The organism is Qipengyuania gaetbuli (assembly GCF_009827315.1).
GTDB classification, from domain to species: Bacteria; Pseudomonadota; Alphaproteobacteria; order Sphingomonadales; family Sphingomonadaceae; genus Qipengyuania; species Qipengyuania gaetbuli.
Genome location: NZ_WTYF01000004.1, coordinates 1,399,206 through 1,420,420, shown reverse-complemented (window position 1 = coordinate 1,420,420; position 21,215 = coordinate 1,399,206). Strand labels below are relative to the sequence as shown.

17 protein-coding genes are annotated in these 21,215 nt (G+C 65.2%); 7 read left to right on the top strand and 10 right to left on the bottom strand.

Features of this window, described 5'->3' with window-relative positions:
* Positions 1 to 94 precede the first annotated feature (94 nt).
* Positions 95 to 799 carry a ligase-associated DNA damage response endonuclease PdeM gene (gene pdeM / locus GRI42_RS09375; protein ID WP_160608245.1) on the bottom strand — a complete coding sequence of 235 codons (705 nt, stop codon included), beginning with the start codon at positions 797 to 799 and terminating at the stop codon, positions 95 to 97.
* 45 nt (positions 800 to 844) lie between these two features.
* Here pdeM and hemF point away from each other — a divergent pair, with 45 nt between their 5' ends.
* Entirely contained in the window at positions 845 to 1,702 is an 858-nt protein-coding gene (gene hemF / locus GRI42_RS09370) for an oxygen-dependent coproporphyrinogen oxidase (RefSeq protein WP_160608244.1), read from the top strand.
* Between the two features lie 11 nt (positions 1,703 to 1,713).
* Positions 1,714 to 2,556 (top strand): Rieske (2Fe-2S) protein, encoded by an 843-nt coding sequence (locus GRI42_RS09365; protein WP_160608243.1) that lies wholly within the window; start codon positions 1,714 to 1,716, stop codon positions 2,554 to 2,556.
* A 1-nt stretch (position 2,557) separates the two neighbouring features.
* On the opposite strand, the gene GRI42_RS09360 is transcribed toward GRI42_RS09365, so the two are convergent.
* The gene (locus GRI42_RS09360) at positions 2,558 to 3,421 is read right to left on the bottom strand and encodes a glycoside hydrolase family 16 protein (protein WP_170290013.1); all 864 of its coding nucleotides are present in this window, start codon (positions 3,419 to 3,421) and stop codon (positions 2,558 to 2,560) included.
* Positions 3,422 to 3,577: 156 nt separating this feature from the next.
* On the opposite strand from GRI42_RS09360, the gene GRI42_RS09355 reads away from it, so the two are divergent.
* The 3 genes from GRI42_RS09355 (at position 3,578) to GRI42_RS09345 (ending at position 8,015) form a co-directional block, all read left to right on the top strand.
* Positions 3,578 to 5,473 (top strand): M1 family metallopeptidase, encoded by a 1,896-nt coding sequence (locus GRI42_RS09355; protein WP_160608241.1) that lies wholly within the window; start codon positions 3,578 to 3,580, stop codon positions 5,471 to 5,473.
* A gap of 86 nt (positions 5,474 to 5,559) precedes the next feature.
* A complete protein-coding gene (locus tag GRI42_RS09350; protein WP_160608240.1) occupies positions 5,560 to 7,653 on the top strand; it encodes a RelA/SpoT family protein in 2,094 nt (697 codons plus the stop codon).
* Entirely contained in the window at positions 7,650 to 8,015 is a 366-nt protein-coding gene (locus GRI42_RS09345; RefSeq protein WP_160608239.1) for a VOC family protein, read from the top strand. Before GRI42_RS09350 ends, GRI42_RS09345 begins: the two co-directional genes overlap by 4 nt.
* Here the strand turns inward: GRI42_RS09345 and GRI42_RS09340 are convergent.
* The 7 genes from GRI42_RS09340 to hutI all read right to left on the bottom strand — a co-directional run bounded on the left by GRI42_RS09340 (position 8,012) and on the right by hutI (position 16,680).
* Positions 8,012 to 8,329: a DUF1905 domain-containing protein gene (locus tag GRI42_RS09340; protein WP_160608238.1), complete on the bottom strand. Its 318-nt coding sequence runs from the start codon at positions 8,327 to 8,329 to the stop codon at positions 8,012 to 8,014. The two genes, GRI42_RS09345 and GRI42_RS09340, sit on opposite strands and share 4 nt — an antisense overlap.
* Entirely contained in the window at positions 8,326 to 9,294 is a 969-nt protein-coding gene (locus GRI42_RS09335) for a peptidylprolyl isomerase (protein WP_160608237.1), read from the bottom strand. Before GRI42_RS09335 ends, GRI42_RS09340 begins: the two co-directional genes overlap by 4 nt.
* Before the next feature lie 184 nt (positions 9,295 to 9,478).
* The gene (gene acs, locus GRI42_RS09330) at positions 9,479 to 11,428 is read right to left on the bottom strand and encodes an acetate--CoA ligase (protein ID WP_160608236.1); all 1,950 of its coding nucleotides are present in this window, start codon (positions 11,426 to 11,428) and stop codon (positions 9,479 to 9,481) included.
* 54 nt (positions 11,429 to 11,482) lie between these two features.
* On the bottom strand, positions 11,483 to 13,156 hold the full coding sequence (gene hutU / locus GRI42_RS09325; protein WP_160608235.1) for a urocanate hydratase: 1,674 nt from the start codon (positions 13,154 to 13,156) through the stop codon (positions 11,483 to 11,485).
* Positions 13,153 to 13,944 carry an N-formylglutamate deformylase gene (gene hutG / locus GRI42_RS09320; protein WP_160608234.1) on the bottom strand — a complete coding sequence of 264 codons (792 nt, stop codon included), beginning with the start codon at positions 13,942 to 13,944 and terminating at the stop codon, positions 13,153 to 13,155. The genes hutU and hutG overlap by 4 nt, the downstream gene beginning before the upstream one ends.
* Positions 13,941 to 15,476 carry a histidine ammonia-lyase gene (gene hutH, locus GRI42_RS09315; RefSeq protein ID WP_160608233.1) on the bottom strand — a complete coding sequence of 512 codons (1,536 nt, stop codon included), beginning with the start codon at positions 15,474 to 15,476 and terminating at the stop codon, positions 13,941 to 13,943. The genes hutG and hutH overlap by 4 nt, the downstream gene beginning before the upstream one ends.
* Positions 15,466 to 16,680, bottom strand: coding sequence for an imidazolonepropionase (gene hutI, locus GRI42_RS09310; RefSeq protein WP_160608232.1), 1,215 nt, complete (start codon positions 16,678 to 16,680; stop codon positions 15,466 to 15,468). Before hutI ends, hutH begins: the two co-directional genes overlap by 11 nt.
* A gap of 65 nt (positions 16,681 to 16,745) precedes the next feature.
* On the opposite strand from hutI, the gene GRI42_RS09305 reads away from it, so the two are divergent.
* Both GRI42_RS09305 and GRI42_RS14150 read left to right on the top strand, forming a co-directional pair.
* Positions 16,746 to 18,116, top strand: a complete 1,371-nt coding sequence (locus GRI42_RS09305) for a formimidoylglutamate deiminase (RefSeq protein ID WP_160608231.1) — start codon at positions 16,746 to 16,748, stop codon at positions 18,114 to 18,116.
* Positions 18,113 to 18,805 carry a GntR family transcriptional regulator gene (locus GRI42_RS14150; protein WP_160608230.1) on the top strand — a complete coding sequence of 231 codons (693 nt, stop codon included), beginning with the start codon at positions 18,113 to 18,115 and terminating at the stop codon, positions 18,803 to 18,805. The genes GRI42_RS09305 and GRI42_RS14150 overlap by 4 nt, the downstream gene beginning before the upstream one ends.
* A 12-nt stretch (positions 18,806 to 18,817) precedes the next feature.
* Here GRI42_RS14150 and GRI42_RS14145 read toward each other — a convergent pair whose 3' ends face one another.
* Positions 18,818 to 21,211, bottom strand: a complete 2,394-nt coding sequence (locus GRI42_RS14145) for a mechanosensitive ion channel family protein (protein ID WP_160608229.1) — start codon at positions 21,209 to 21,211, stop codon at positions 18,818 to 18,820.
* Positions 21,212 to 21,215: the final 4 nt, after the last annotated feature.

Here is a 21,215-nt window from a genome sequence, read left to right as displayed (position 1 = left end):
GCCGGGGTGGACGGGCTATGGGGCAATCTCCTGATTCTGCCGTTTGGTGTGCGCGCTATGTAGGGAGAAACGCGCCTTTTCGCTAGGGCGAAACTCAGGCGGCGCGATGCCACAGGTTGAAACGCGCCAGCTTGCCTGCCGCAGGGACTACCGCATCGATGCGATCGGCAGGCTGGAGCGCCTTGAGGATGGCCGGATCGGCCGCGTTCATGCCGCCGGTATAGGCCCCGAACGCAGGCAGGATCATGCGCCCGCTTGGCCTTCCGCCCGTGCCCTCGTTCGCGCTGACTACCGCGCAGGGCCGCCGGATCATGCGCTGCCGGACCTTGAGCTGGAGGCGCGGGTGATAGTGGCCCGACAGTTCGGGCCGCGTCTCGCCCTTCTGCGCGCGGTGGCGCAGGATCACGCCGCCGATTTCCAGCTCCTCTGCCAGCGTACCTCCACAGCGCGCGTCCATGTCGGGATCATGATTGCCCGTGATCCACACCCAGTCGACCGCCTTGGTCAGCGCTTCCAGCATGCCGCAGGCGTGTGGTTCGAGCCGGGCCGACCCGTCCGAATCGTGGAAATTGTCGCCCAGCGTAATGACGCGGCGCGCGCCCGTTTCGCGGATGGCGAGGGCGACGCGTTCCAGCGTCTCGCGGCTGTCGTATGGGGGGACCATCTGCCCGTGCTTGGCGAAAAAGCTGCCTTTCTCGAGGTGCAGGTCGGCGACCAGCAGCGCTTGCTCGCGCGGCCAGTACAGTGCGCGGCCCTCTGTCAGGAGCCATTCCTCGCCTGCGAACGAAAGGGGAACCATGCGGCGCTATTGCCGTAGGGAAATCGGGATGGCAAGGCCCCACGCATGACCGACTGGACACAACAGACCCAAGCAGCGCGCAACTGGTTCGAAACCCTGCGCGACCGCATCTGCGCCGAATTCGAGGCGATCGAGCGTGAGGCTGGTTCGGATGCCGCCTTCGCCTACACGCCGTGGCAGCGCGAGGAAGCGGGCAATGACGATCCGGGCGGCGGCGTACAGGGCCTGATGAAGGGCAAGGTGTTCGAGAAGGTCGGGGTCAACGTGTCGACCGTGCGCGGCAATTTCGCGCCCGAATTCGCCGCCTCGATCAACGGGGCGAGCGCCGACAATCCCGGCTTCACCGCCACCGGCATCAGCCTGGTCGCGCACATGGCGAACCCGCACGTTCCCGCCGTGCACATGAACACGCGCTTCCTCACCACGCAGGCCGCCTGGTTCGGCGGAGGGGCGGACCTTAACCCGCCGCTCCCGTACGAAGAGGACACGAACGACTTCCACGCCCGTTTCCGCGCGGCCTGTTCGGCCCACAACCCGACCTATTACGAGCGGTTCAAGAAGTGGGCCGACGATTACTTCTTCATCCCCCACCGCGGCGTGCACCGCGGCGTGGGCGGGATTTTCTACGACCACCTGGAATGTACGGACGAAGCCGCTTTCGAGCGCAATTTCGCCTTCACGCGCGACGTGGGCGAGGCCTTCCTCGACATCTTCCCCAAGCTGGTGCGCCGCCGGATGGAGAGCGAATTCACGCCCGAAGAAAAGCTGACCCAGCTCGAATGGCGCGGGCGCTATGCCGAATTCAACCTCGTCTACGACCGCGGCACGCTGTTCGGCCTCAAGACCGGCGGCAATATCGACGCGATCCTCATGAGCCTGCCGCCCGAGGCCGTGTGGAGCTGAGCGAGGCCGATTTGGCGGTCTTCGCCGGCAGGTCCGACCGGATCGACCGGGCGCGCCTCGAGGACCTCCACTGCCTTGGCACCTACGAGCGCAAGCTGCCGGTGAACCTGCAGAGGATGATGGAAAACGCCTACGACTGGGAACACCTGCCCTTCGTCCATCCGACCTCGTTTGGCGATATCGCGCTGGTCGAACAGGGCAGCTGGGGCTGGCGGTGCAAGGCATCGCTTCCGGGCTCTGCGGGCAGCCAGTTCATCGAACTGCTCGTCGACGCGGCGCGGCATTACTGGGCGACCTGCGTGGTCGAGGGGTTCGGGCAGGGCGTGGAAATCCATACCCAGGCGACTGCCGTGCCCGAAGACGGGATCACGGTACGCGTGGCATTCTACCTCCCCCAGCCGCCGGAAAGCGAAGCGCAGGCCCGGTTCCTCCTCGCCGCTCTCCAGCAGCAATATGCCACGCTCTATGATGAGGACGAGCAGCTGATGAACGGGCGCCAGGCGGCTATCGAGCTCAAGTCATCGGGTGGCCATGCGCGGCCGGAGGCGGGTACCGCGCTGGGTGCCTCGTCCGGTTTCGACAAGGCCTGCGCCAATATCGTCTCCGCAGGCGGGGGCGAGATGGTCCTGCGTTTCCACGAGGGCCGCTGGCTGGCGCACCGCGCGACCTGCCCTCACTTGCTGGGGCCGCTGTCAGGTCACGAGGTCGCCGATGGCCGCGTGAGCTGCCCGTGGCATGGCTATCGCTTTTCGCTGGAAGACGGCCACGAGGAAGGCGGGCGCTGCCCGGCGCTGGAGATCTTCGGAGTCGCGGAAGATGATCGCGGCAGACTGGTCCTGCAGGACCCGACCTAGGCTACTTCTTCTCCGGGCCCCAGACCCGCACCCAGTCGACCAGCATGGCGACCTTGCCGGTCTTCACCTTCTCGACCGTTTCCGCCGGCACGCCGTTATAGGGTTCCTTGATGCCGTTGGTTTTGAACGGATAGGCACCGCCCATCGCGAAATTCAGGATCAGGTATTTCGGATTGTCGAAGCGCCACTTGCCGTAGTTTTCGACCATCGGGCGCGTGACGCGGTAGATCACGCGGTCGTCGATGAGGAACTCGATTTTGTCCTCGCCCCACTCGACGGCATAGTCGTGCCAGTCGGTCACATCGATGCCTTCGGGGAAGAAATACTTGTTCACCAGCGGGGTCTCGCCCGAATAGCCGGGGCCGTGCAGCGCCACGCCGATCCAGTCCTTTTCGCCGACATATTCCATGATGTCGATTTCACCGGTGTCGGGCCACTTGCCGTTACCCAGCAGCCAGAAGGCCGGCCATGCGCCTTCGGCATCGGGCATGCGGATGCGCGCTTCGGCGCGGCCATAGGTGAAGTCGAACTTGCCCTTGCTCTCGATCCGGCCCGACACAAAGGGCGCGTTGCGGTCCTTCTTGGGGTCGATGCCCGGGCTGAAAACGGGCCGCAGCATCAGGACGCCGTCGTCCGCGCCCGGGATGTCCTGCAGGAAGTTGATCACGCCGGGATCGTCGACATAGGCCTGCTGTTCGTTGTTGACCCAGAAATCCGGGCCGATCGTGATCCACTTTTCCCGATCGAGCGAACCTGCATCGAACTCGTCGGCGAAAAGCAGCTCGCGCCCGCTCATGTCATGCGCCGAAGCGGCGGCGGGGATGGCGGCAAGGGCGGCGGCAAGCGACAGCAGGATCGATTTCATCGGGGACCTCTTGGTTCTTGATAACGTTCTCATTGCCGATCTGGGCCGGTTTGGCGAGTCCTGCGGGTACGATTTCATTGCCGCTCTGGCCAGAGCCTCCCGAATTTGCGAGATGGCGCCCCGTCCCAACCAGATCAACCGCTTCCGGAGTCGCCCATGCGCCGTATCGTCGCCCCGCTTTCCCTGCTGCTCGCCAGCGCTGCCTGCACGTCGATCCCGGCCGAGACGGGCGGCTATCCGGAGCCGCTGGTCGCGCCGATCCTGACCTCTCCCGAAGCGCTCGATACTTCGACCTATGCCCGCCCGCAGGAAGCGCGGGTCACCCATGTCGAGCTCGATCTCGACCTCGATTTTGCCAAGCAGCGGGTTGGCGGCGTGGCCGAACTCAGGCTGCTGGTGGCTCCGGGCGAAGAGCGGCTAGTGCTCGACAGCTACGGGCTGGAAATAGAGAAGATCACCGACAGCCGCGGCGCCGAACTTTCCTATTCGGTGGGCGAGACGGTCGAGGCTGGCGGCAAGGGCGCGCCGCTGACGATTGCGCTGAACGGTGCGCGCAATATCCGCATCGCCTACAAGGCGCCTGCCGATGCCAGCGCGCTGCAATGGCTGAGCCCCGAACAGACCGCGGGCAAGGTCCACCCCTTCCTGTTCAGCCAGGGTCAGGCGATCCGCAACCGTACCTGGATCCCGACGCAGGACAGCCCCGGCATCCGCCAGACCTGGGCCGCGCGCATCACCGCGCCCAAGCCCCTCGACGTGGTGATGAGCGGCGTGCGCCAGGGCGAGCCTGAAGACCTCGACGATGGCCGCCGCGCCTTCCGTTTCGTGATGGACAAGCCGGTGCCGCCCTACCTTATCGCGCTCGCTGCAGGCGATATCGACTTCAAGGCGATCGGGCCGCGCACGGGCGTCTGGGCCGAACCCTCGGTCCTGCCCCGCGCCCATGCCGAGGTGGCCGATACCGAAGAAATGGTGGTCGCTGCGGAACGGCTATACGGCGCCTATCGCTGGGGCCGCTACGACATGATCGTGCTGCCGCCTGCCTTCCCGTTCGGCGGGATGGAAAACCCGGTGATGACCTTCCTCACCCCCACCTTCATCGCGGGCGACCGGTCGAACAACGGCCTCGTCGCGCATGAACTGGCGCACAGCTGGTCGGGCAATCTGGTGACCAATGCGACCTGGGGCGACAGCTGGCTCAACGAAGGCGTGACGACCTATTTCGAGAACCGCATCGTCGAGGAAGTCTATGGCAAGAAGCGCGCCGAACAGGAAGCTGCGCTGATGTATGCCAATATCCAGGAAGTGCTGGCCGAAGTGGGTTCGGACGAACCCGGCACCGCGCTCAGCACCGATGGCGAATACGAACTCGGCAGCGCGATTGCCTATGACAAGGGCGCCTTCTTCCTGCGCACGGTGGAGCGGATCGTCGGCCGCGAGCGGTTCGATGGCTGGCTGCGCCAGTGGTTCGACGGCCACGCCTTCCAGCCTGCCACCAGCGAGATGTTCCTCGCCGACATGATGGAGAACCTCGTCGCCTCGCCGGCCGAGGCCGAGGCGCTGATGCTGCGCGACTGGATTTTCGCGCCCGGCCTGCCCGCCAATGTCGCCAAGCCCGACCCGGCTGCCTTCGCCGAGGTCGATACCGCAGTCGCCGCCTATACGGCCTCGGGCGCAATCCCTGCAGCCTATGCCGGCTGGACCGCGGCGGAGCAGATGCGCTTCGTCGACAACATTCCCAAGGATCGCACCGCCGCGCAGCTGGCCGCGCTCGACACGGCGCTGGGCCTGTCGAAGACGGGGAACAACGAGATACTGTTCCTCTGGCTCGAACTGGCGCTGATGAACCGCTACGAACCGGCAGTGCCTCAGGTCGAGGCGTTCCTCGCCGAAGTCGGCCGCGCCAAATTCGTCCGCCCGCTCTTCACGGTGTTGTGGAACGAAGGCGACTGGGGCCAGCCGATCGCCAAGCGCATCTATGCAGGAACGCGCGGCAGCTACCACGCGGCGACGCGGGCAGGCGTGGACCGGGTGCTGGGCTGGACGGAGTAAAAATTTTCGAATGGCGGCAAGACTTCGGGCAGAATCCGCATTTCCCGTTGCATTGCAGCACGATTTGCCCACATCGTGGACGAGAGATGCTGCGCCAGTACGAACTCGTAGAGAGGGTCAAGGAATACGACCCGGACGCCGACGAGGCGATGCTGAACCGTGCCTATGTCTATACGGTGCAGAAGCACGGCACCCAGACGCGTGCCAGCGGCGACCCCTATTTCTCGCACCCGGTCGAGGTCGCGGGCCTGATGACCGACCTAAAGCTCGACCAGGAGACCATCGCCACCGCGCTGCTCCACGACACGGTCGAGGACACGCTGGCCACGATCGAGGATATCGAGCTCAATTTCGGGACCGATGTCGCGCGGCTGGTCGACGGCGTGACCAAGCTGTCGAAGATCGAACAGATGCCCGAGAACGAACGGGCGGCCGAGAACCTGCGCAAGTTCCTCCTCGCCATGAGCGAGGATATCCGCGTCCTGCTGGTGAAGCTGGGCGACCGGCTGCACAACATGCGCACGCTGGGCTTCATCAAGAACCCGGAAAAGCGCCAACGCATCGCGCGCGAGACGATGGATATCTACGCCCCTCTGGCAGAGCGGGTGGGCATGTACGAATACATGCGCGAAATGCAGATGCTCGCTTTCGAGCAGCTGGAGCCCGAAGCCTTCGAGACGATCACCCAGCGTCTCGACCAGATCCGTCAGCAGGACGGCGGGCAGGTCGATGCCATCGCGCTCGACATGAAGCATGCGCTGGCCGAAGCGGGCCTGACGGTCGAGGTGTCAGGCCGCGAGAAGCACCCCTATTCGATCTGGCGCAAGATGGCCGAACGCCACGTGTCCTTCGAACAGGTCACCGACATCATGGCCTTCCGCATCATCACCGAAAGCGTCGACGACTGCTATCGCGCGATGGGCCTGCTGCACACGACCTGGCAGTTCCTGCCCGGACGTTTTAAGGACTACATTTCGACGCCCAAGACGAATGGCTACCGCAGCCTCCACACCTCGCTGATCTACGGCAAGTCGATGCGCGTCGAGGTGCAGATCCGCACGCGCGAGATGCACCGCACCAACGAGTTCGGCCTTGCCGCACACTGGGCCTACAAGCAAGGCGACCGCCCCGACGGGCAGGTCGGCTGGTTGCGCGACCTGATCGAGATCGTGGATGCCAGCCACGACCCTGAAGAACTGCTCGAACACACGCGCATGGCGATCTACCAGGATCGCATCTTCGCCTTCACCCCCAAGGGTGCGCTGTTCCAGCTGCCCAAGGGCTCGACCGCGGTCGACTTCGCCTTCGCCGTACACACCGATCTCGGTGCGCAGACGGTGGGGGCCAAGATCAACGGGCGCCACATGCCCCTGCGTACCCAGCTGCATAACGGCGACGTGGTCGAAATCCTGAAGGGCAAGAATGCCGAGCCGCAGATGAGCTGGCTGGGCTTCGTCGTCACCGGCAAGGCGCGGGCCGCCATCCGCCGCGCTGTCCGCCTCAAGGAACGCGCCGAAGTCGCGGAAATCGGTACCAAGCTGTTCGACGAAATCGCCAGCCGCGTGCCTGCCAAGATCGGCAAGAAGGCGGTTCGCGATGCGTTGAAGCGGCTGGAGATGGAGGAAGAGGACGACCTCTATTACGCCATCGGCGCGGCCAATATCGCCGACCGTGACGTGATGGAGGCGCTGGTCCCCGGCTGCACCGAAGGCATGGCGGACGACGATGCCGAATGGCTGCGCAGCGGCAAGTCGCTTTCGATCCGCGGGCTGACGCCGGGCGTCGGCTACCAACTGGCGGAATGCTGCCACCCGGTGCCGGGCGACCGCATCGTCGGCGTTCGCAAACCCAGTTCGGGGGTGGAAGTCCACGCGATCGATTGCCACGAGCTCGCGAGCGGCATCGATACCGACTGGCTCGATTTGTCGTGGGGCAAGAGCTCGCGCGGCGCGGTCGGTCGTCTCAGGGTGACACTTTACGACCGGCCCGGTACGCTAGCCGAGATGGCCGGTATCTTCGCCAAGAACGTCGTGAACGTGAAAAGCCTGGAACAGGTCCAGCTCGACCACCCCTTCACCACTTACGAGGTCGATCTCGAAGTGCAGGACCTTGCCCACCTCACCCGCATCCTCAGCGCGCTGCGCGCCAGCGATGCCGTGGCCCAGGCGGAGCGCGCATGAGCCTGCTCGTCGGTATCGACCACGTGCAGCTGGCCATGCCCCACGGGGGCGAGCCGCATGCGCGCAAGTTTTGGGCAGACCTCATGGGGCTGGAAGAAGTCGCCAAGCCCGCACACCTTGCGGTCAATGGCGGCTGCTGGTTCGAAGGCAAGGGCATCACCATCCACTGCGGCGTTGAGGACGCCTTCCTCCCCGCCCGCCGCGCGCACCCCGCGCTGTTGGTCGAGAACCTCGGCGCGATGGTTGCCAAGCTGGAAGCGGCTGGCATCCCCTTCAAGCCGGGCAAGAAGCTCGACGGCTATCGCCGCGGCGATATTGCCGACCCCTTCGGCAACCGTATCGAGCTGATGGAAAAGCTCTAGAGCAGCTGGAGTTCGACCGTGAGAGGGTCGCCCTCTGCAAGGTCTTCCGCTTTCATCACCTTTTTCGACACGAGCAATACCCACTCAGATTTGCGGTTCTGAGGAAACACCGAGGTCTTCCAACGGGTTCCGCCGATCCGGGCCATGACCTTCACCGAGCCGAAACCGCGCCTGCTGCCGACTTCGAGCCGTGCGAGGCGTTCGTGCATCGCGATCGCCTCGGCCTCTTCTCCGGTGATCGTCACGAGGTGGTAGGTGCCCCGCTCCCCGCGCCATTGGCGCAAGGGGAGGGTGCAGGTGATAGTATCGCTCACTCGCCCGCGCGGCGCACAGGCACGGGGATATTGCAGATGTCCGCGCCGCCCGCCGGGACGATGAAGAACGGATCGCGGCGATTGGCGCGCGCATTGGCATAGCGGGCGAAGGTTTCACTGTCGGTGGAAAGATACTCGAACGCCGGCCGCTCGCCTTCGGGTAAGTCGCTCGCCGCTCGGATGGAGAGGATCGGGGTACGCTTGTCCGTCTCTTCGGCCGAGTAGAAGCCAAGCGCGCCGGTGCCGCGCGGCAAGGAGGAGAGGTGCTCCATCCCCTCAACGATCCGGCCCACGAGCGCGATATTGCGGTCGAGATGGCGCGGTGCATGGCCGATCACGGTGTAGAGTTCGGCACCAGAACCCGTGTCGGGCGAGTAGTTCCGCCCGACGCCGACCATGCCGTAACAGTGTACGGGCCAAGCTTGATATTCCAGAGAATGCAGCGACTCTTGCTTTGAGCCTACGGCCCAACCTTCAATGAAGGTAGTCCAACCGCTGTATGGATCGGCGTAACGATGGCGCGCTAGAAGATCATCATCGATAACATTGGCAACGTACTCGTTTTCCCCCACGACCCGCAGCCCGTCGGGCAACGGCTTCGCCGCACCCTCGCTTTCCGGATTGTCGTAATTGGGATCGCCCCACTGGACGACGTAATTGTCCTGCACGCGGTTCACCGCGATGTCGTCGTACCATTGCGCGCGGGCGAGGGTGCGGATGTTCTCGACCCAGCCTTGCGAGAACGGCGCGGACATGAGCTGGATCACGACCTTGCGCGCAGAACCATCCGCAGCGGGAGCGAGCGTCATGACCAGCAGGTCTTCCGCCGGAATGGCGATCCACTCTTCTGCGCTCGCCTGCTCAACGATCTCGTTCGGCGAAGGGGCGCCCTGCGGTTCCTCCTGCGCGGCTAGAGGGGCGGCAAGGGCGAGCATCGCGGCGAGCGAAATCAGGTGCTTGGTCATGCGCGCCAGCGTGCCACCTGTCGGCCCAAACAAAAAGCCCCTTTCCGCGCGTTTTGCCGGGCGGAAAGGGGCTCTGTAGTGGAGGTCGCAGGGAATGCTATTCCGCGCACCGCCACGACTTGGGGGGTGGTATTTGCGAAACGAGGGAGAATTTGCCCGGTTCCCTCAACTCGTCGCAAAAATCCTAGCGGTTCTGGCGACCCTCGATCAGGCTTTCGACCACGGAGGGATCGGCCAGCGTCGAGGTGTCGCCCAGCGCGCCGAAATCGTTCTCCGCGATCTTCCTCAGGATGCGCCGCATGATCTTGCCGCTGCGCGTCTTGGGCAGGGCAGGGGTGAAATGCAGGTGGTCGGGCGTGGCGATCGGGCCGATTTCCTTGCGCACCCACTGACGCAGTTCGGCGGCCAGATCGTCCGAGGGCTCCTCGCCTTCCATCAGCGTGACATAGCAATAGATGCCCTGTCCCTTGATGTCGTGCGGATAGCCCACGACCGCCGCCTCGCTGACCTTGGGGTGGAGCACCAGCGCGCTTTCCACTTCGGCTGTTCCCATGCGGTGGCCCGAGACGTTGATCACATCGTCCACGCGGCCGGTGATCCAGTAGTATTCGTCGGCATCGCGGCGGCACCCGTCGCCGGTGAAGTACTTGCCCTTGTAGGTGCTGAAATAGGTCTGCACGAAACGCTCGTGGTCGCCGTAGACGGTGCGCGCCTGACCCGGCCAGCTGCGCGTGATGCACAGATTGCCGCTGGTTGCGCCCTCCAGCACGCCGCCCTCATTGTCGACCAGCTGCGGGCAGATGCCGAAGAAGGGCTTGCCCGCGCTGCCCGGTTTCATGTCGTGCGCGCCGGGCAGGGTGGTGATCATCACGCCGCCGGTTTCCGTCTGCCACCAGGTGTCGATGACCGGCACCGCGCCCTTGCCGACCGTGTCGGAATACCACCGCCAGGCTTCCGGATTGATCGGCTCTCCCACGCTGCCGAGCAGGCGCAGGCTGGAGAGGTCATGCTTGGTCACGTGCCCGTCGCCTTCGCGCATCAGCGCGCGGATGGCGGTGGGGGCGGTGTAGAAGATGTTGACCTTGTGCTTCTCGCACACGGCCCAGAAGCGGTCGTGATCGGGGTGGTTGGGCACGCCTTCGAACATCAAGGCCGTGGCCCCGTTCAGCAGCGGGCCGTAGACGATGTAGCTGTGCCCAGTGACCCAGCCGATGTCGGCGGTGCACCAGTAGATTTCGCCCGGGCGATAATCGAAGACATAGCGGAAGGTCGTCTCGGTCCAGACGGCATAGCCGCCGGTGGTGTGCAGCACGCCCTTGGGCTTTCCGGTGGAGCCGGAGGTATAGAGGATGAACAGCGGGTCTTCCGCCTTCATGGGCTCGCAGGGGCAATCCCCGGACACGTCTTGCGAAAACTCGTGATACCAGTGATCACGGCCATCGCGCATCGCGACCTCGCCGCCGGTATGCTTCAACACCAGCACGCCCTTGGCCGGCACCTTTCCCAGCGCGGCGTCGACATTGGCCTTCAGCGGGATGCGCTTGCCACCGCGAAGCCCCTCGTCGGCGGTGACGATCCAGTCGCTGCGGCAATCCTCGACGCGGCCCGCAATGGCCTCGGGCGAGAAGCCGCCGAAGATGACCGAGTGGATCGCCCCGATGCGCGCGCAGGCGAGCATGGCGAAGGCGCCTTCGGGCACCATCGGCATGTAGATGGTCACCCGGTCGCCCTTGGCGACGCCGAGCTTCTTGAGCGCATTGGCCATGCGTACGACTTCGGCCTTGAGCTGGCCGTAAGTGATGCGGCGCACCTCGCCTGCCGGATCGTCGGGCTCGAAGATCAGCGCGACCGTGTCGCCGCGTCCTGCATCGACATGGCGGTCGACGGCATTGTGACAGATGTTGAGCACGCCGTCTTCGAACCACTTGATCGCGACCGGATCGAAGCTCCAGTCGGCGATCGCTGTCGGCGCTTGGACCCAGTCGAGCCGCCCTGCCTGCTCGGCCCAGAAACCGTCCGGATCGGAAAGGCTGCGGGCGTAATGTTCTTCATATTGCGCGGCAGTGCAGATGGTGCCTTGCCCGGCATTTGCCGGCATGCGGACCCATTCGGCGGCGGTATCGGTATCGCTCATCGGCATCTCTCCCGGCAGTGTCCCTAACACTGCCGGGAAGGCTTATGCCAGAGACTAGTTGCCCAGGATGCCGGGCAGGCGCAGCCCCTTCTCGCGGGCGCAGTCGAGCGCCTCGTCATAGCCCGCATCGGCATGGCGCATGACGCCGGTGGCCGGATCGTTCCACAGCACGCGTTCCAGCCTGCGGGCCGCGTCTTCGCTCCCGTCGGCGACGATTACCATGCCCGCGTGCTGCGAGAAGCCCATGCCCACGCCGCCGCCATGGTGGAGGCTGACCCAGGTCGCACCCGAAGCGGTGTTGAGCAGGGCATTGAGCAGCGGCCAGTCGCTGACCGCGTCCGAGCCGTCCTTCATCGCCTCGGTTTCGCGGTTGGGGCTGGCGACCGACCCGGAATCGAGGTGGTCCCGCCCGATCACGACGGGAGCCTTCAATTCGCCGTTCGCCACCATCTCGTTGAACGCCATGCCGAGCCGGTGGCGGTCGCCGAGGCCGACCCAGCAGATGCGCGCGGGCAGGCCCTGGAAGGCGATCCGCTCGCGCGCCATGTCGAGCCAGTTATGGAGGTGATGGTTGTCGGGCAGCAGCTCCTTCACCTTGGCATCGGTCTTGTAGATGTCCTCCGGATCGCCCGACAGCGCGGCCCAGCGGAACGGGCCCACGCCGCGGCAGAACAGCGGGCGGATATAGGCAGGCACGAAGCCGGGGAAGGCGAAGGCGTTCTCCAGCCCCTCTTCCAGCGCGACCTGGCGGATGTTGTTGCCGTAATCGAGCGTCGGCACCCCTGCGTCCCAGAAGGCGAGCATGGCCTCGACCTGCTTGCGCATGGATGCGCGCGCGGCCTTCTCGACCGCCTTAGGGTCGCTTTCGCGCTTTTCGCGCCATTCGGCCATAGTCCAGCCTTCGGGCAGATAGCCGTTGACCGGATCGTGCGCGGAGGTCTGGTCGGTGACGATATCGGGCCGTACGCCGCGGCGGACCAGTTCGGGGAAGATCTCGGCGGCATTGCCAAGGAGGCCGATCGATTTCGCCTCGCCCGCGGCGGTCCAGCGCTCGATCAGTGCCAGCGCCTCGTCCAGCGTCTCGGCTTTCTCGTCGACGTATCTCGTGCGCAGGCGGAAATCGATGCTCTCGGGATTGCACTCGACTGCCAGGCAGCAGGCCCCGGCCATGACCGCGGCGAGCGGCTGGGCACCGCCCATTCCGCCAAGTCCGCCGGTGAGGATCCACTTGCCCGTGAGGTCGCCGCCGTAATGCTTGCGGCCCGCCTCGACGAAGGTTTCGTATGTGCCCTGCACGATGCCCTGCGTGCCGATGTAGATCCACGATCCGGCCGTCATCTGGCCGTACATCATCAGACCCTTCCTATCGAGCTCGCTGAAATGCTCCCAGTTCGCCCAATGGGGGACGATGTTGGAGTTGGCGATCAGCACGCGCGGCGCATCGGAATGGGTGCGGAAAACGCCGACGGGACGGCCCGACTGGACCAGCAACGTCTCGTCGTCGGACAGCGTCTTGAGGCTGTCGAGTATGCGGTCGAAATCGCTCCACGTGCGCGCCGCCTTGCCGATGCCGCCATAGACGACCAGCTCATCGGGGTTCTCCGCGACCGTGCGGTCGAGGTTGTTCTGGATCATGCGGAACGGCGCCTCGGTCTGCCAGCTTCCGCAGGTCAGTTCGGCGCCGGTCGGGCTCTTCACGTCCCGCGCGTTCCTGATCTGGTGGCTCATGCAATCTCTCCAAAACTGTCTTCGATGGCAGCGAATACGCGGGCGAGAACCCCGCGCAGACGTGCCGATTTTTCAGGCGAAAGGGCAAAGGGCGGGGCTTCGGTTTCGAGATAGGCGCTTTGCGCGATCTCCATCTGGACCGCGTGCACGCCCCTGTCCGGCTGGCCATAATGGCGCGTCGTCCACCCGCCCTTGAACCGGCCGTTGAGGACCGAGGTGAAACCTTCCGCCTCCTTGCAGGTGCGCTCGACCGCGCGCTCTATCACTGGAGAGCAGGATGCGCCGGAATTCGTGCCGATGTTGAGATCGGCCAGCGTGCCGTCGAACAGGTACGGCGCCTCGGACCGGATCGAGTGGCAGTCGTAGAGGATGGCGAAACCGTGCTGCGCTTTGGCTCGCTCCAGCTCTCCGCGGAGCGCCTCGTGATAGGGGGCATGGTAGAGGGCGAGCCTGCGCGCCGTCTCTGCCTCGTCGGGCGCACTGCGCCAGATCGGGCGGGCATCGAAATCATGCAGCGGGACAAGACCCGTGGTGTTCTGGCCCGGGTAGAGCGAGGCATCGTCGGGTGGACGGTTTGCGTCGATCACGTAGCGGTTGAATTCGGCGCGCACGACCGTCGCATCGGGCAGCAGCCCCTCGTAGAGTTCCGGGATCCGCCAGTCGGTATCGACCAGCTCGCGTGCTGACGGTTCGAGTGCCTCCAGCACCTCGTCCGGCAGCCAGGTGCCCGAATGGGGTTGCGCAAGGACGATGGGCGAAGTGCCCCTGGTAACGGTGACCGGTGTCACGCCAGCGCCTCGCCGATCAAGGCCCCCTCGACCTCGGGCGCGAGCGGGCCGGAGGCGAGCAGTTCTGCCGCCGCCGCGATGTCGCCGTCGACCTGCCGGTCGCTGTCGAGCGTCGGCGAAGCTTCGCGCACGCAGGCGATGACGGCCTGCAGCGCGCCGCTGGTGCGCAGCGGGGCGCGATATTCGATACCCTGCACCGCCGACAGTGCCTCGATGCCGAGGATCGCGGCGAGATTCTCGTTCATTTCGAGCAGGCGGCGCCCGGCATGGCAGGCCATGGAGACATGGTCTTCCTGGTTGGCCGAGGTCGGCGTCGAATCCACCGTGCGCGGATTAGCCAGCGCGCGGTTCTCGCTCATGATCGCGGCCGATGTGACTTCCGCGATCATCAGGCCGGACTGGAGGCCGGGATCGGCGGAAAGGAAGGCGGGCAGGCCGAAGCTGAGCGAAGGATCGACCAGCAGGGCGACGCGCCGCTGCGCGATGCTGCCGACTTCCGAAATGGCGAGCGCGATGGCATCGGCGGCAAGACCAACGGGCTCGGCGTGGAAATTGCCGCCCGAAACCACCTCGCCGCATGACAGGACCAGCGGGTTGTCGGTCACCGCATTGGCTTCAGTCGTCAGGACCTGCGCACAATGGCGCAGCTGGTCGAGGCAGGCGCCGACGACCTGCGGGGCGCATCGCAAGCAATAGGGGTCCTGAACGCGCAAATCGTCTTCGAGATGGCTCTCGCGGATTTCCGATCCTTCGAGCAGGCCGCGCACGATCCGCGCTGCGTCGACCTGACCGCGGTGACCGCGCAGCGTATGGATCTCGTCGCGGAAGGGCGCGGAAGAACCCATCGCGGCATCGACCGACAGCGCGGTCGTCACCAGCGAATTGACCGACAGGCGCCAGGCATCGAACAGCCCCGCCAGCGCGAGCGCGGTCGAAACCTGCGTGCCGTTGAGCAGCGCGAGGCCTTCCTTGGCCTGCAGTTCCACCGGCTCGAGGCCGGCCAGCTGCATCGCCTTGCCTGCGGCCATGCGCTCGCCCTTGTAGAAGGCCTCGCCCTCTCCGATCAGCACGGCGGCGATGTGGGCGAGCGGGGCTAGGTCGCCCGATGCGCCGACCGATCCCTTTTCGGGGACTACCGGAATGACATCGCAGGCGACCATCTGCTGCAGCCGCTCGATCACCACGGGCCTCACCGCCGAAGCGCCGCGGCCCAGCGAGATGCACTTCAGCGCGATGACGAGGCGGACGATTTCCGGCAAGAGCGGCTTGCCGAAGCCCGCGCTGTGCGAGAGCACGATATTTCGCTGGAGCGTGGCGAGGTCGCCATCGGCGATGCGCACGCTGGCCAGTTTGCCGAAGCCCGTGTTCACCCCGTACAGCGCGCCGCCCGTAGCGACCGCTTTCTCAAGTCGCTCGACCGCGGCCGCGACATCGGCCATCGCCTCGCCCGAGACATAGAAGGCCGATCCGGTGCGGAACAGCTGTTCGAGTTCGGCCAGGCTGACCGCACCGGGCGCGAGTTCAACGCTCATGGAATTCTCCGTGGATGATCCGGCCGCGCAGGAGATCGCCGCCGAGCCAGTAGCTGAGGAAGTCGGGGCCGGGAGCATCCCACACCGCAAGCTCGGTGCGCTTGCCGAGTTCGATCGTCCCGTAATCCTTTTCGAGGCCGAGCGCGGCTGCGGCATTGCGCGTGGCACCGGCCAGCGCCTCTTCCGGCGTCAGGCGGAACTGCGTGCAGGCCATGCCCATCGCGAGCCGCAGCGAAGACAGCGGCGAACTGCCGGGGTTGGCATCGGTCGCGACCGCCATGCGCACGCCGTGCTCGCGCAGCGCCTCGACGGGCGGCAGTTTCGTTTCGCGCAGCGCGAAGTATGCCCCCGGCAGCAGGACGGCGACCGTGCCGCTGCGGGCAAGGTGGTGCGCATCCTCGCGCGCGAGATATTCGAGGTGGTCAGCGGAAAGCGCGCCGAATTCGCTGGCCAGGACCGCGCCCTTCAGGTCGCTCAGCTGTTCGGCATGCAGCTTGACCGGCAAGCCCAGCTCCCTTGCCGCTTCGAACACGCGGCGCATCTGCTGGGGCGTGAAGCCGATGCCTTCGCAAAAGCCGTCGACCGCATCGACCAGACCTTCTTGGTGCGCGCGCTTCAAGCCTTCGATCGTGACATCAGCGACATAGTCGTCGGCCCGGTCGGCATATTCGGAGGGCAGGGCATGCGCGGCGAGCCAGGTGGTGCGGATGCGGACCTTGCGGTGCTGTTCGATCCGGCGCGCCACCCGCAGCATGCGCATTTCGTCCTCGATCGTCAGGCCGTAGCCCGATTTCACTTCGATGACGGCAACCCCGTCGGCCAGCAGATCGTCCACCCGGCGTAGCGCGCCTGCGAGCAATTCGTCATCGCTGGCGCTGCGCGTGGCGCCGACCGTCGAGCGGATTCCGCCGCCTGCCCGGGCGATTTCCTCGTAGGTCGCGCCCGACAGGCGCATGGCGAATTCCTTCGATCGGTCGCCGCCGAACACGAGATGCGTGTGGCAATCGATGAGGGCGGGAGTGACCAGCGCGCCGCCGAGGCCGATGTTCGGAATATGCGCGCACCAGCCCGGCAAGTCCCGGTTGCGGCCGACCCACACGATACGTCCCGCGCTGGTGACGATCGCTGCGTCCTCGATCAGGCCGTAGGTCGTATCCCCGGCCATGGTCGCTGCCGTGCAGCCCGAATAGACTCGCTCGCTCATGGCCTTGCCAATACCTTCCCTTCGTGATTATGTATGCACATAATAGCGAAAAGGCGCAAGGTGCGATGACCGGCAGATTGTCAGCGCGGCAGATTCTCACCCCATCCGGCTGGGTGGCCGACGGCGTGGTGAGCTGGGACGATGCGGGGCGCATTACGGGCGTTTCGCAGGAAGGCTTCGATGCGGCGTCTGCCGTGGGCACGCTGGTGCCGGGCCTTGCCAATCTCCATACGCACAGTTTCCAGCGCGCGATGGCGGGGCTGGCAGAGCGGCGCGGCCCGAGCGGAACCGACGATTTCTGGACCTGGCGGCAGGTCATGTACCGCTTCCTCGACGTGCTCAGTCCGGAGGATATCGAGGCAATCGCGGCGCTGGTGCAGGTGGAGATGGCGGAGGCGGGCTACACCGCCTCGGCGGAATTCCACTACGTACACCATCGCCCGGGCGGCGCGCGGTATGACGATCCGGCGCAAACCTCGCTCGGTATCTTTGCCGCTGCCACCGAAACCGGGATCGGCCTGACGCATCTGCCGGTGCTCTATACGCATGGCGGGCTGGACCGGCGGCCTCTCAATCAGGGCCAATCGCGGTTCGGCTGCGACGTGGCGCATTTCGAGGGACTCTATGCGAGGATCGCCGATGCGGCGACGGGCATGCCGTCCGACTTCCGTCTCGGCATTGCGCCCCATTCGCTGCGGGCGGTCGACCGCGAGGGGCTGGAGGCCTGCCTGGCGCTCTGTCCCACAGGGCCGGTCCACATCCATGCTGCCGAACAGGTCAAGGAAGTGGAGGAGGTCGAACAGTTCCTCGGCGCGCGGCCGGTTCGCTGGCTGCTCGACTCCATGCCGGTCGACGAGCGCTGGTGCCTGATCCACGCGACGCATATCGACGAGGGCGAAGTGCGCGACCTTGCCGCCTCGGGCGCGGTCGCTGGTCTTTGCCCCACGACCGAGGCGAACCTTGGCGACGGCATCTTCCCGGCCCGCGACTATCTGCAGCACGGCGGGCGGTTTGGACTGGGTTCGGATTCGAATATCCGCCTTTCGGTGACCGAGGAACTGCGGATGCTCGAAGTCTCGCAGCGCCTGCTCCACCGCCAGCGGACCGTGCTGGCGAGCGACGATGTGCGCTCGAACGGGCGTAACCTGCTGGAGCGCGCGGCAAGCGGCGGGGCGCAGGCGATCGGGCGACCCGCAGGAGCTATCGAAGTAGGGCGGTTGGCCGATTTGGTGGCGCTGCGCGACGATATTCCCTTCCTCGACTGGGCGGATGCGGACACGCGCCTCGACAGCTGGATATTCGGCGCAGAGGAACGTGCGGTCAGCGACGTGTGGTCCGCAGGGCGTCACATCGTCAAAGGCGGGCAACATATCGGCGCAGGGCGCGTCCGCGAGCGTTTCCACCGGACCATGGCCCGCCTGAGGCAGGCCCTGTGAACAGCGCAACCCATTCCGGCATTCGCGAGGCGATCAGGGACCGGATCGTGGCCGGCGAATGGAAGCTGGGCGAGCTGATCCCGGGCGAGGTCGAATTCGCCGAGGAATATGGCTGTTCGCGCACGACGGTGAACCGCGCCCTCCAAGCCCTTGCCGAAGAAGGCATTGTCGAGCGCAAGCGCAAGGGCGGGACCCGCGTGCGCCCGCTCCCGGCGAGGCAGGCGCAGGTCAATATCCCGATCCTGCGCGAGCAGGTGGAGGGAGGAGGACAGGAATACGCCCACCGAGTGCTGCGGCGCGAACAGCGCAAGCCGCCTGCCGCGCTGCGCGAAAGGATGCGGCTTGGCACGGACCAGCGCTGCGCCTTTCTCGAGAGCCTTCACCTCGCCGACGGCAAGGCCTTTGCTTTCGAGCGGCGCTGGGTGAACCTGGAAACGGTGCCCGAATTCAGCGATGCGGACCTTGCCGAGACGAGCGCGAACGAATGGCTGGTGCGCACAGTCCCGTTCTCCCGCGGGGAAGTCGCCCTGTCTGCCAGCGTGGCCGACGAACGCCTTGCCGAACTGTTCGGGACGGCTGCCGGGGAAGCGCTGTTCACGATGGACCGCACGACCTGGTTCGGCGACCGGTCGGTTACCGATATCACGCTCGTCTACAAGCCGGGTTACCGCCTCAATTTCGAGATCTGACCGCCTGCACGGCTAGCCGCCGGCGGGCGCGGCGCGTTCGTCGCGCAGCGTCACGACCCGCTGCGGGAAGGGAATTTCGATGCCTTCCTGCGCAAAGCGTTTCGCGACGGCGAAGCTCAGGTCCGACTTGACCCCCGCTCCAGTCGTCACGTCGCGGACGAAGGCCAGAAGCTTGAGGTTGATCGAATTGTCGCCGAAATCCTCGACTGCAACGGACGGCGCGGGATCGTCGATCACTAGCTCGTTGGCTGCTGCGACTTCGAGCAATACAGTGCGCGCCTTGTCCAGATCGGTGTCGTAGGCGACCCCGACCGGCACGATAATGCGCGCGGCATCCCCGGCGAAGCTGAGGTTCTTGACGGTCTCGGTGATGAGTTGCGAGTTCGGAACGATGATCTGATGATTGTCGAATGTCTCGATCCGGGTCGAGCGGACGGAGATCTTGCGCACGATGCCCGAATAGGGGCCGACCTCTACCCAGTCGCCCTCGCGCACAGGCCTTTCCAGCAGCAGGATGATGCCGCTGACGAAATTCTCCACCACCGATTGGAGGCCGAAACCGAGGCCGACCGACAGCGCGCCTGCGACGAAGGCGAGGCTCGACAGGTCGAGACCGGTGGAAGTGATGGCGATTATCGCCGCCAGCACAATGCCGACGTAACCGACTATGGTGACGATCGCCGAGCGCGCCCCGAGGTCGAGCGCGAATTGCGGCAAAATCGACAAGCGCAGGATGCGCTGGATCCACCGTGTGATGACAAAGCCGAGGAAGAAGACGAGCGCAAAGGCGAACACATCGCCTGCGGAAATGGTGATGTCACCCAGCGTGACGCCGTTCCGCAGGGCAATGATTCCGTCGATGATTTCCTGGCCGTTATAGCCCCAGATGATCGCCAGTAACGGGACCGCGGCCAGCGCGATGAAGAAGCCCGTAAATACCGGCAGAAGATGGATGATGCCGCGGAACCGGCGCAAATACCCTTCGGCAAGTACCACAAGGATCAATCGCAGGGTCCGCTGGACGAGAAAGGCCATCGCGATAACGGCAAGCGTCCCGACGATATCGAAGAAAATTTCGCGTGCCAGATAGACGAAGCCCGCGACTGCCGAAGCCACGGCGGCGAGTGCGACGACCTTGACCAGCTTGCTCAAGGGGCCGGCGAAATCGATCGCCTCGTGTATCTCGACCTCGTTCGAGGCTTGGTCGGCCAGCGGGTCGGGCTCGGGAGGCTTTCGTTCGCGCCGCGCTATGATTCCGGCAAGTCGCCATACAAGCCAGCTACCCCACAGGACCAGCAATGCGGACAACAGGCGCGATACGGCCAACACGACGATGCCGTCGTTCTCGACTACCTCGAGGAATGCTTCGAGCGCGATGGTAACCCCGATAAGCCCGGTCAGTCGCGAGGCTTGCCGCCCGAGAGCTTCGGGTAGCAGGACGATCCGCAAGCTCTCGATAGGCGAGCGGAAGATGCTCCGACCCAGCCAGCGCGCGACTGCAATCGTAATCCCGCTGACGAAAGCCATGACAGAGATTTGCAGGAGTAGGGTTTGGGGTGCAGCTCCCCAACTGAGTGCGGCCACACCGCATGCCATTGAGCCAACGACCAATACGGCGATGAGCAGCCCGGTAATATCTTCGACCAGAAGGATCGCCAGACTTCGGGCACTGCTAGATGCGGCTTTTGCCCGGCTGCGCACAGTCGCCATCCACTTCCTGCCGAGCCAGAGGATTCCGGCGGGGATAACGAGTAGGAGTGACAGTCCAATGGCTATCGCTCCAATGCTCGACTTTCCAAAATACCAGGTGAGCGTGGAGCCTGCGGCGGTGATCGCGCTAGCCCACGTTGCCGGGTTCAGGGGGGTTCCGTTGAAGCTGAAGAGCCGGTCCTCCTGGATTGTGGCAATCCGTTCATCCACTTCGGTGATAAGCGTGGCGGCACGCACCTGATGTTCGCGCAGTACGAGCAGCGGTGCGAGTTCCTCCGATAGACGCTGGGAGAGGATTTCGCGCCGTTTCGACGTGGCTGCAGGCTCCGTCTCGCCTTCCGCAGGGGCGGGGCCGAGCGTTTCGATCTGGGCTTCGATAATCCGTGAATCCAGCGTTCCTGCATCGGCAATCGCGCGGGCTTCCTCACGCCTCTTCCCGAGGGCGGAGCGCAACTGGCGCAACTTGGCGAGGCGCTCGAGGCTATATTGTCCGGGCGGGGTCGAAAGGATTTCGGTCGCGATGCCGACCGGGTCGGCCTCGATCTGCTCTGCGGAGATATTCTCGATATCGCGGGCAGGCTTAGTCGGTGCTGCGGGTTCCTGTGCCGCGGGCTGAGCATCCTGCGCAAGCAGCGCCGGATTGCCGAGCGCTGAAGCGGCAAAGACGAACAGGATCGCCCAGACTAGTTTTCGCACCCGG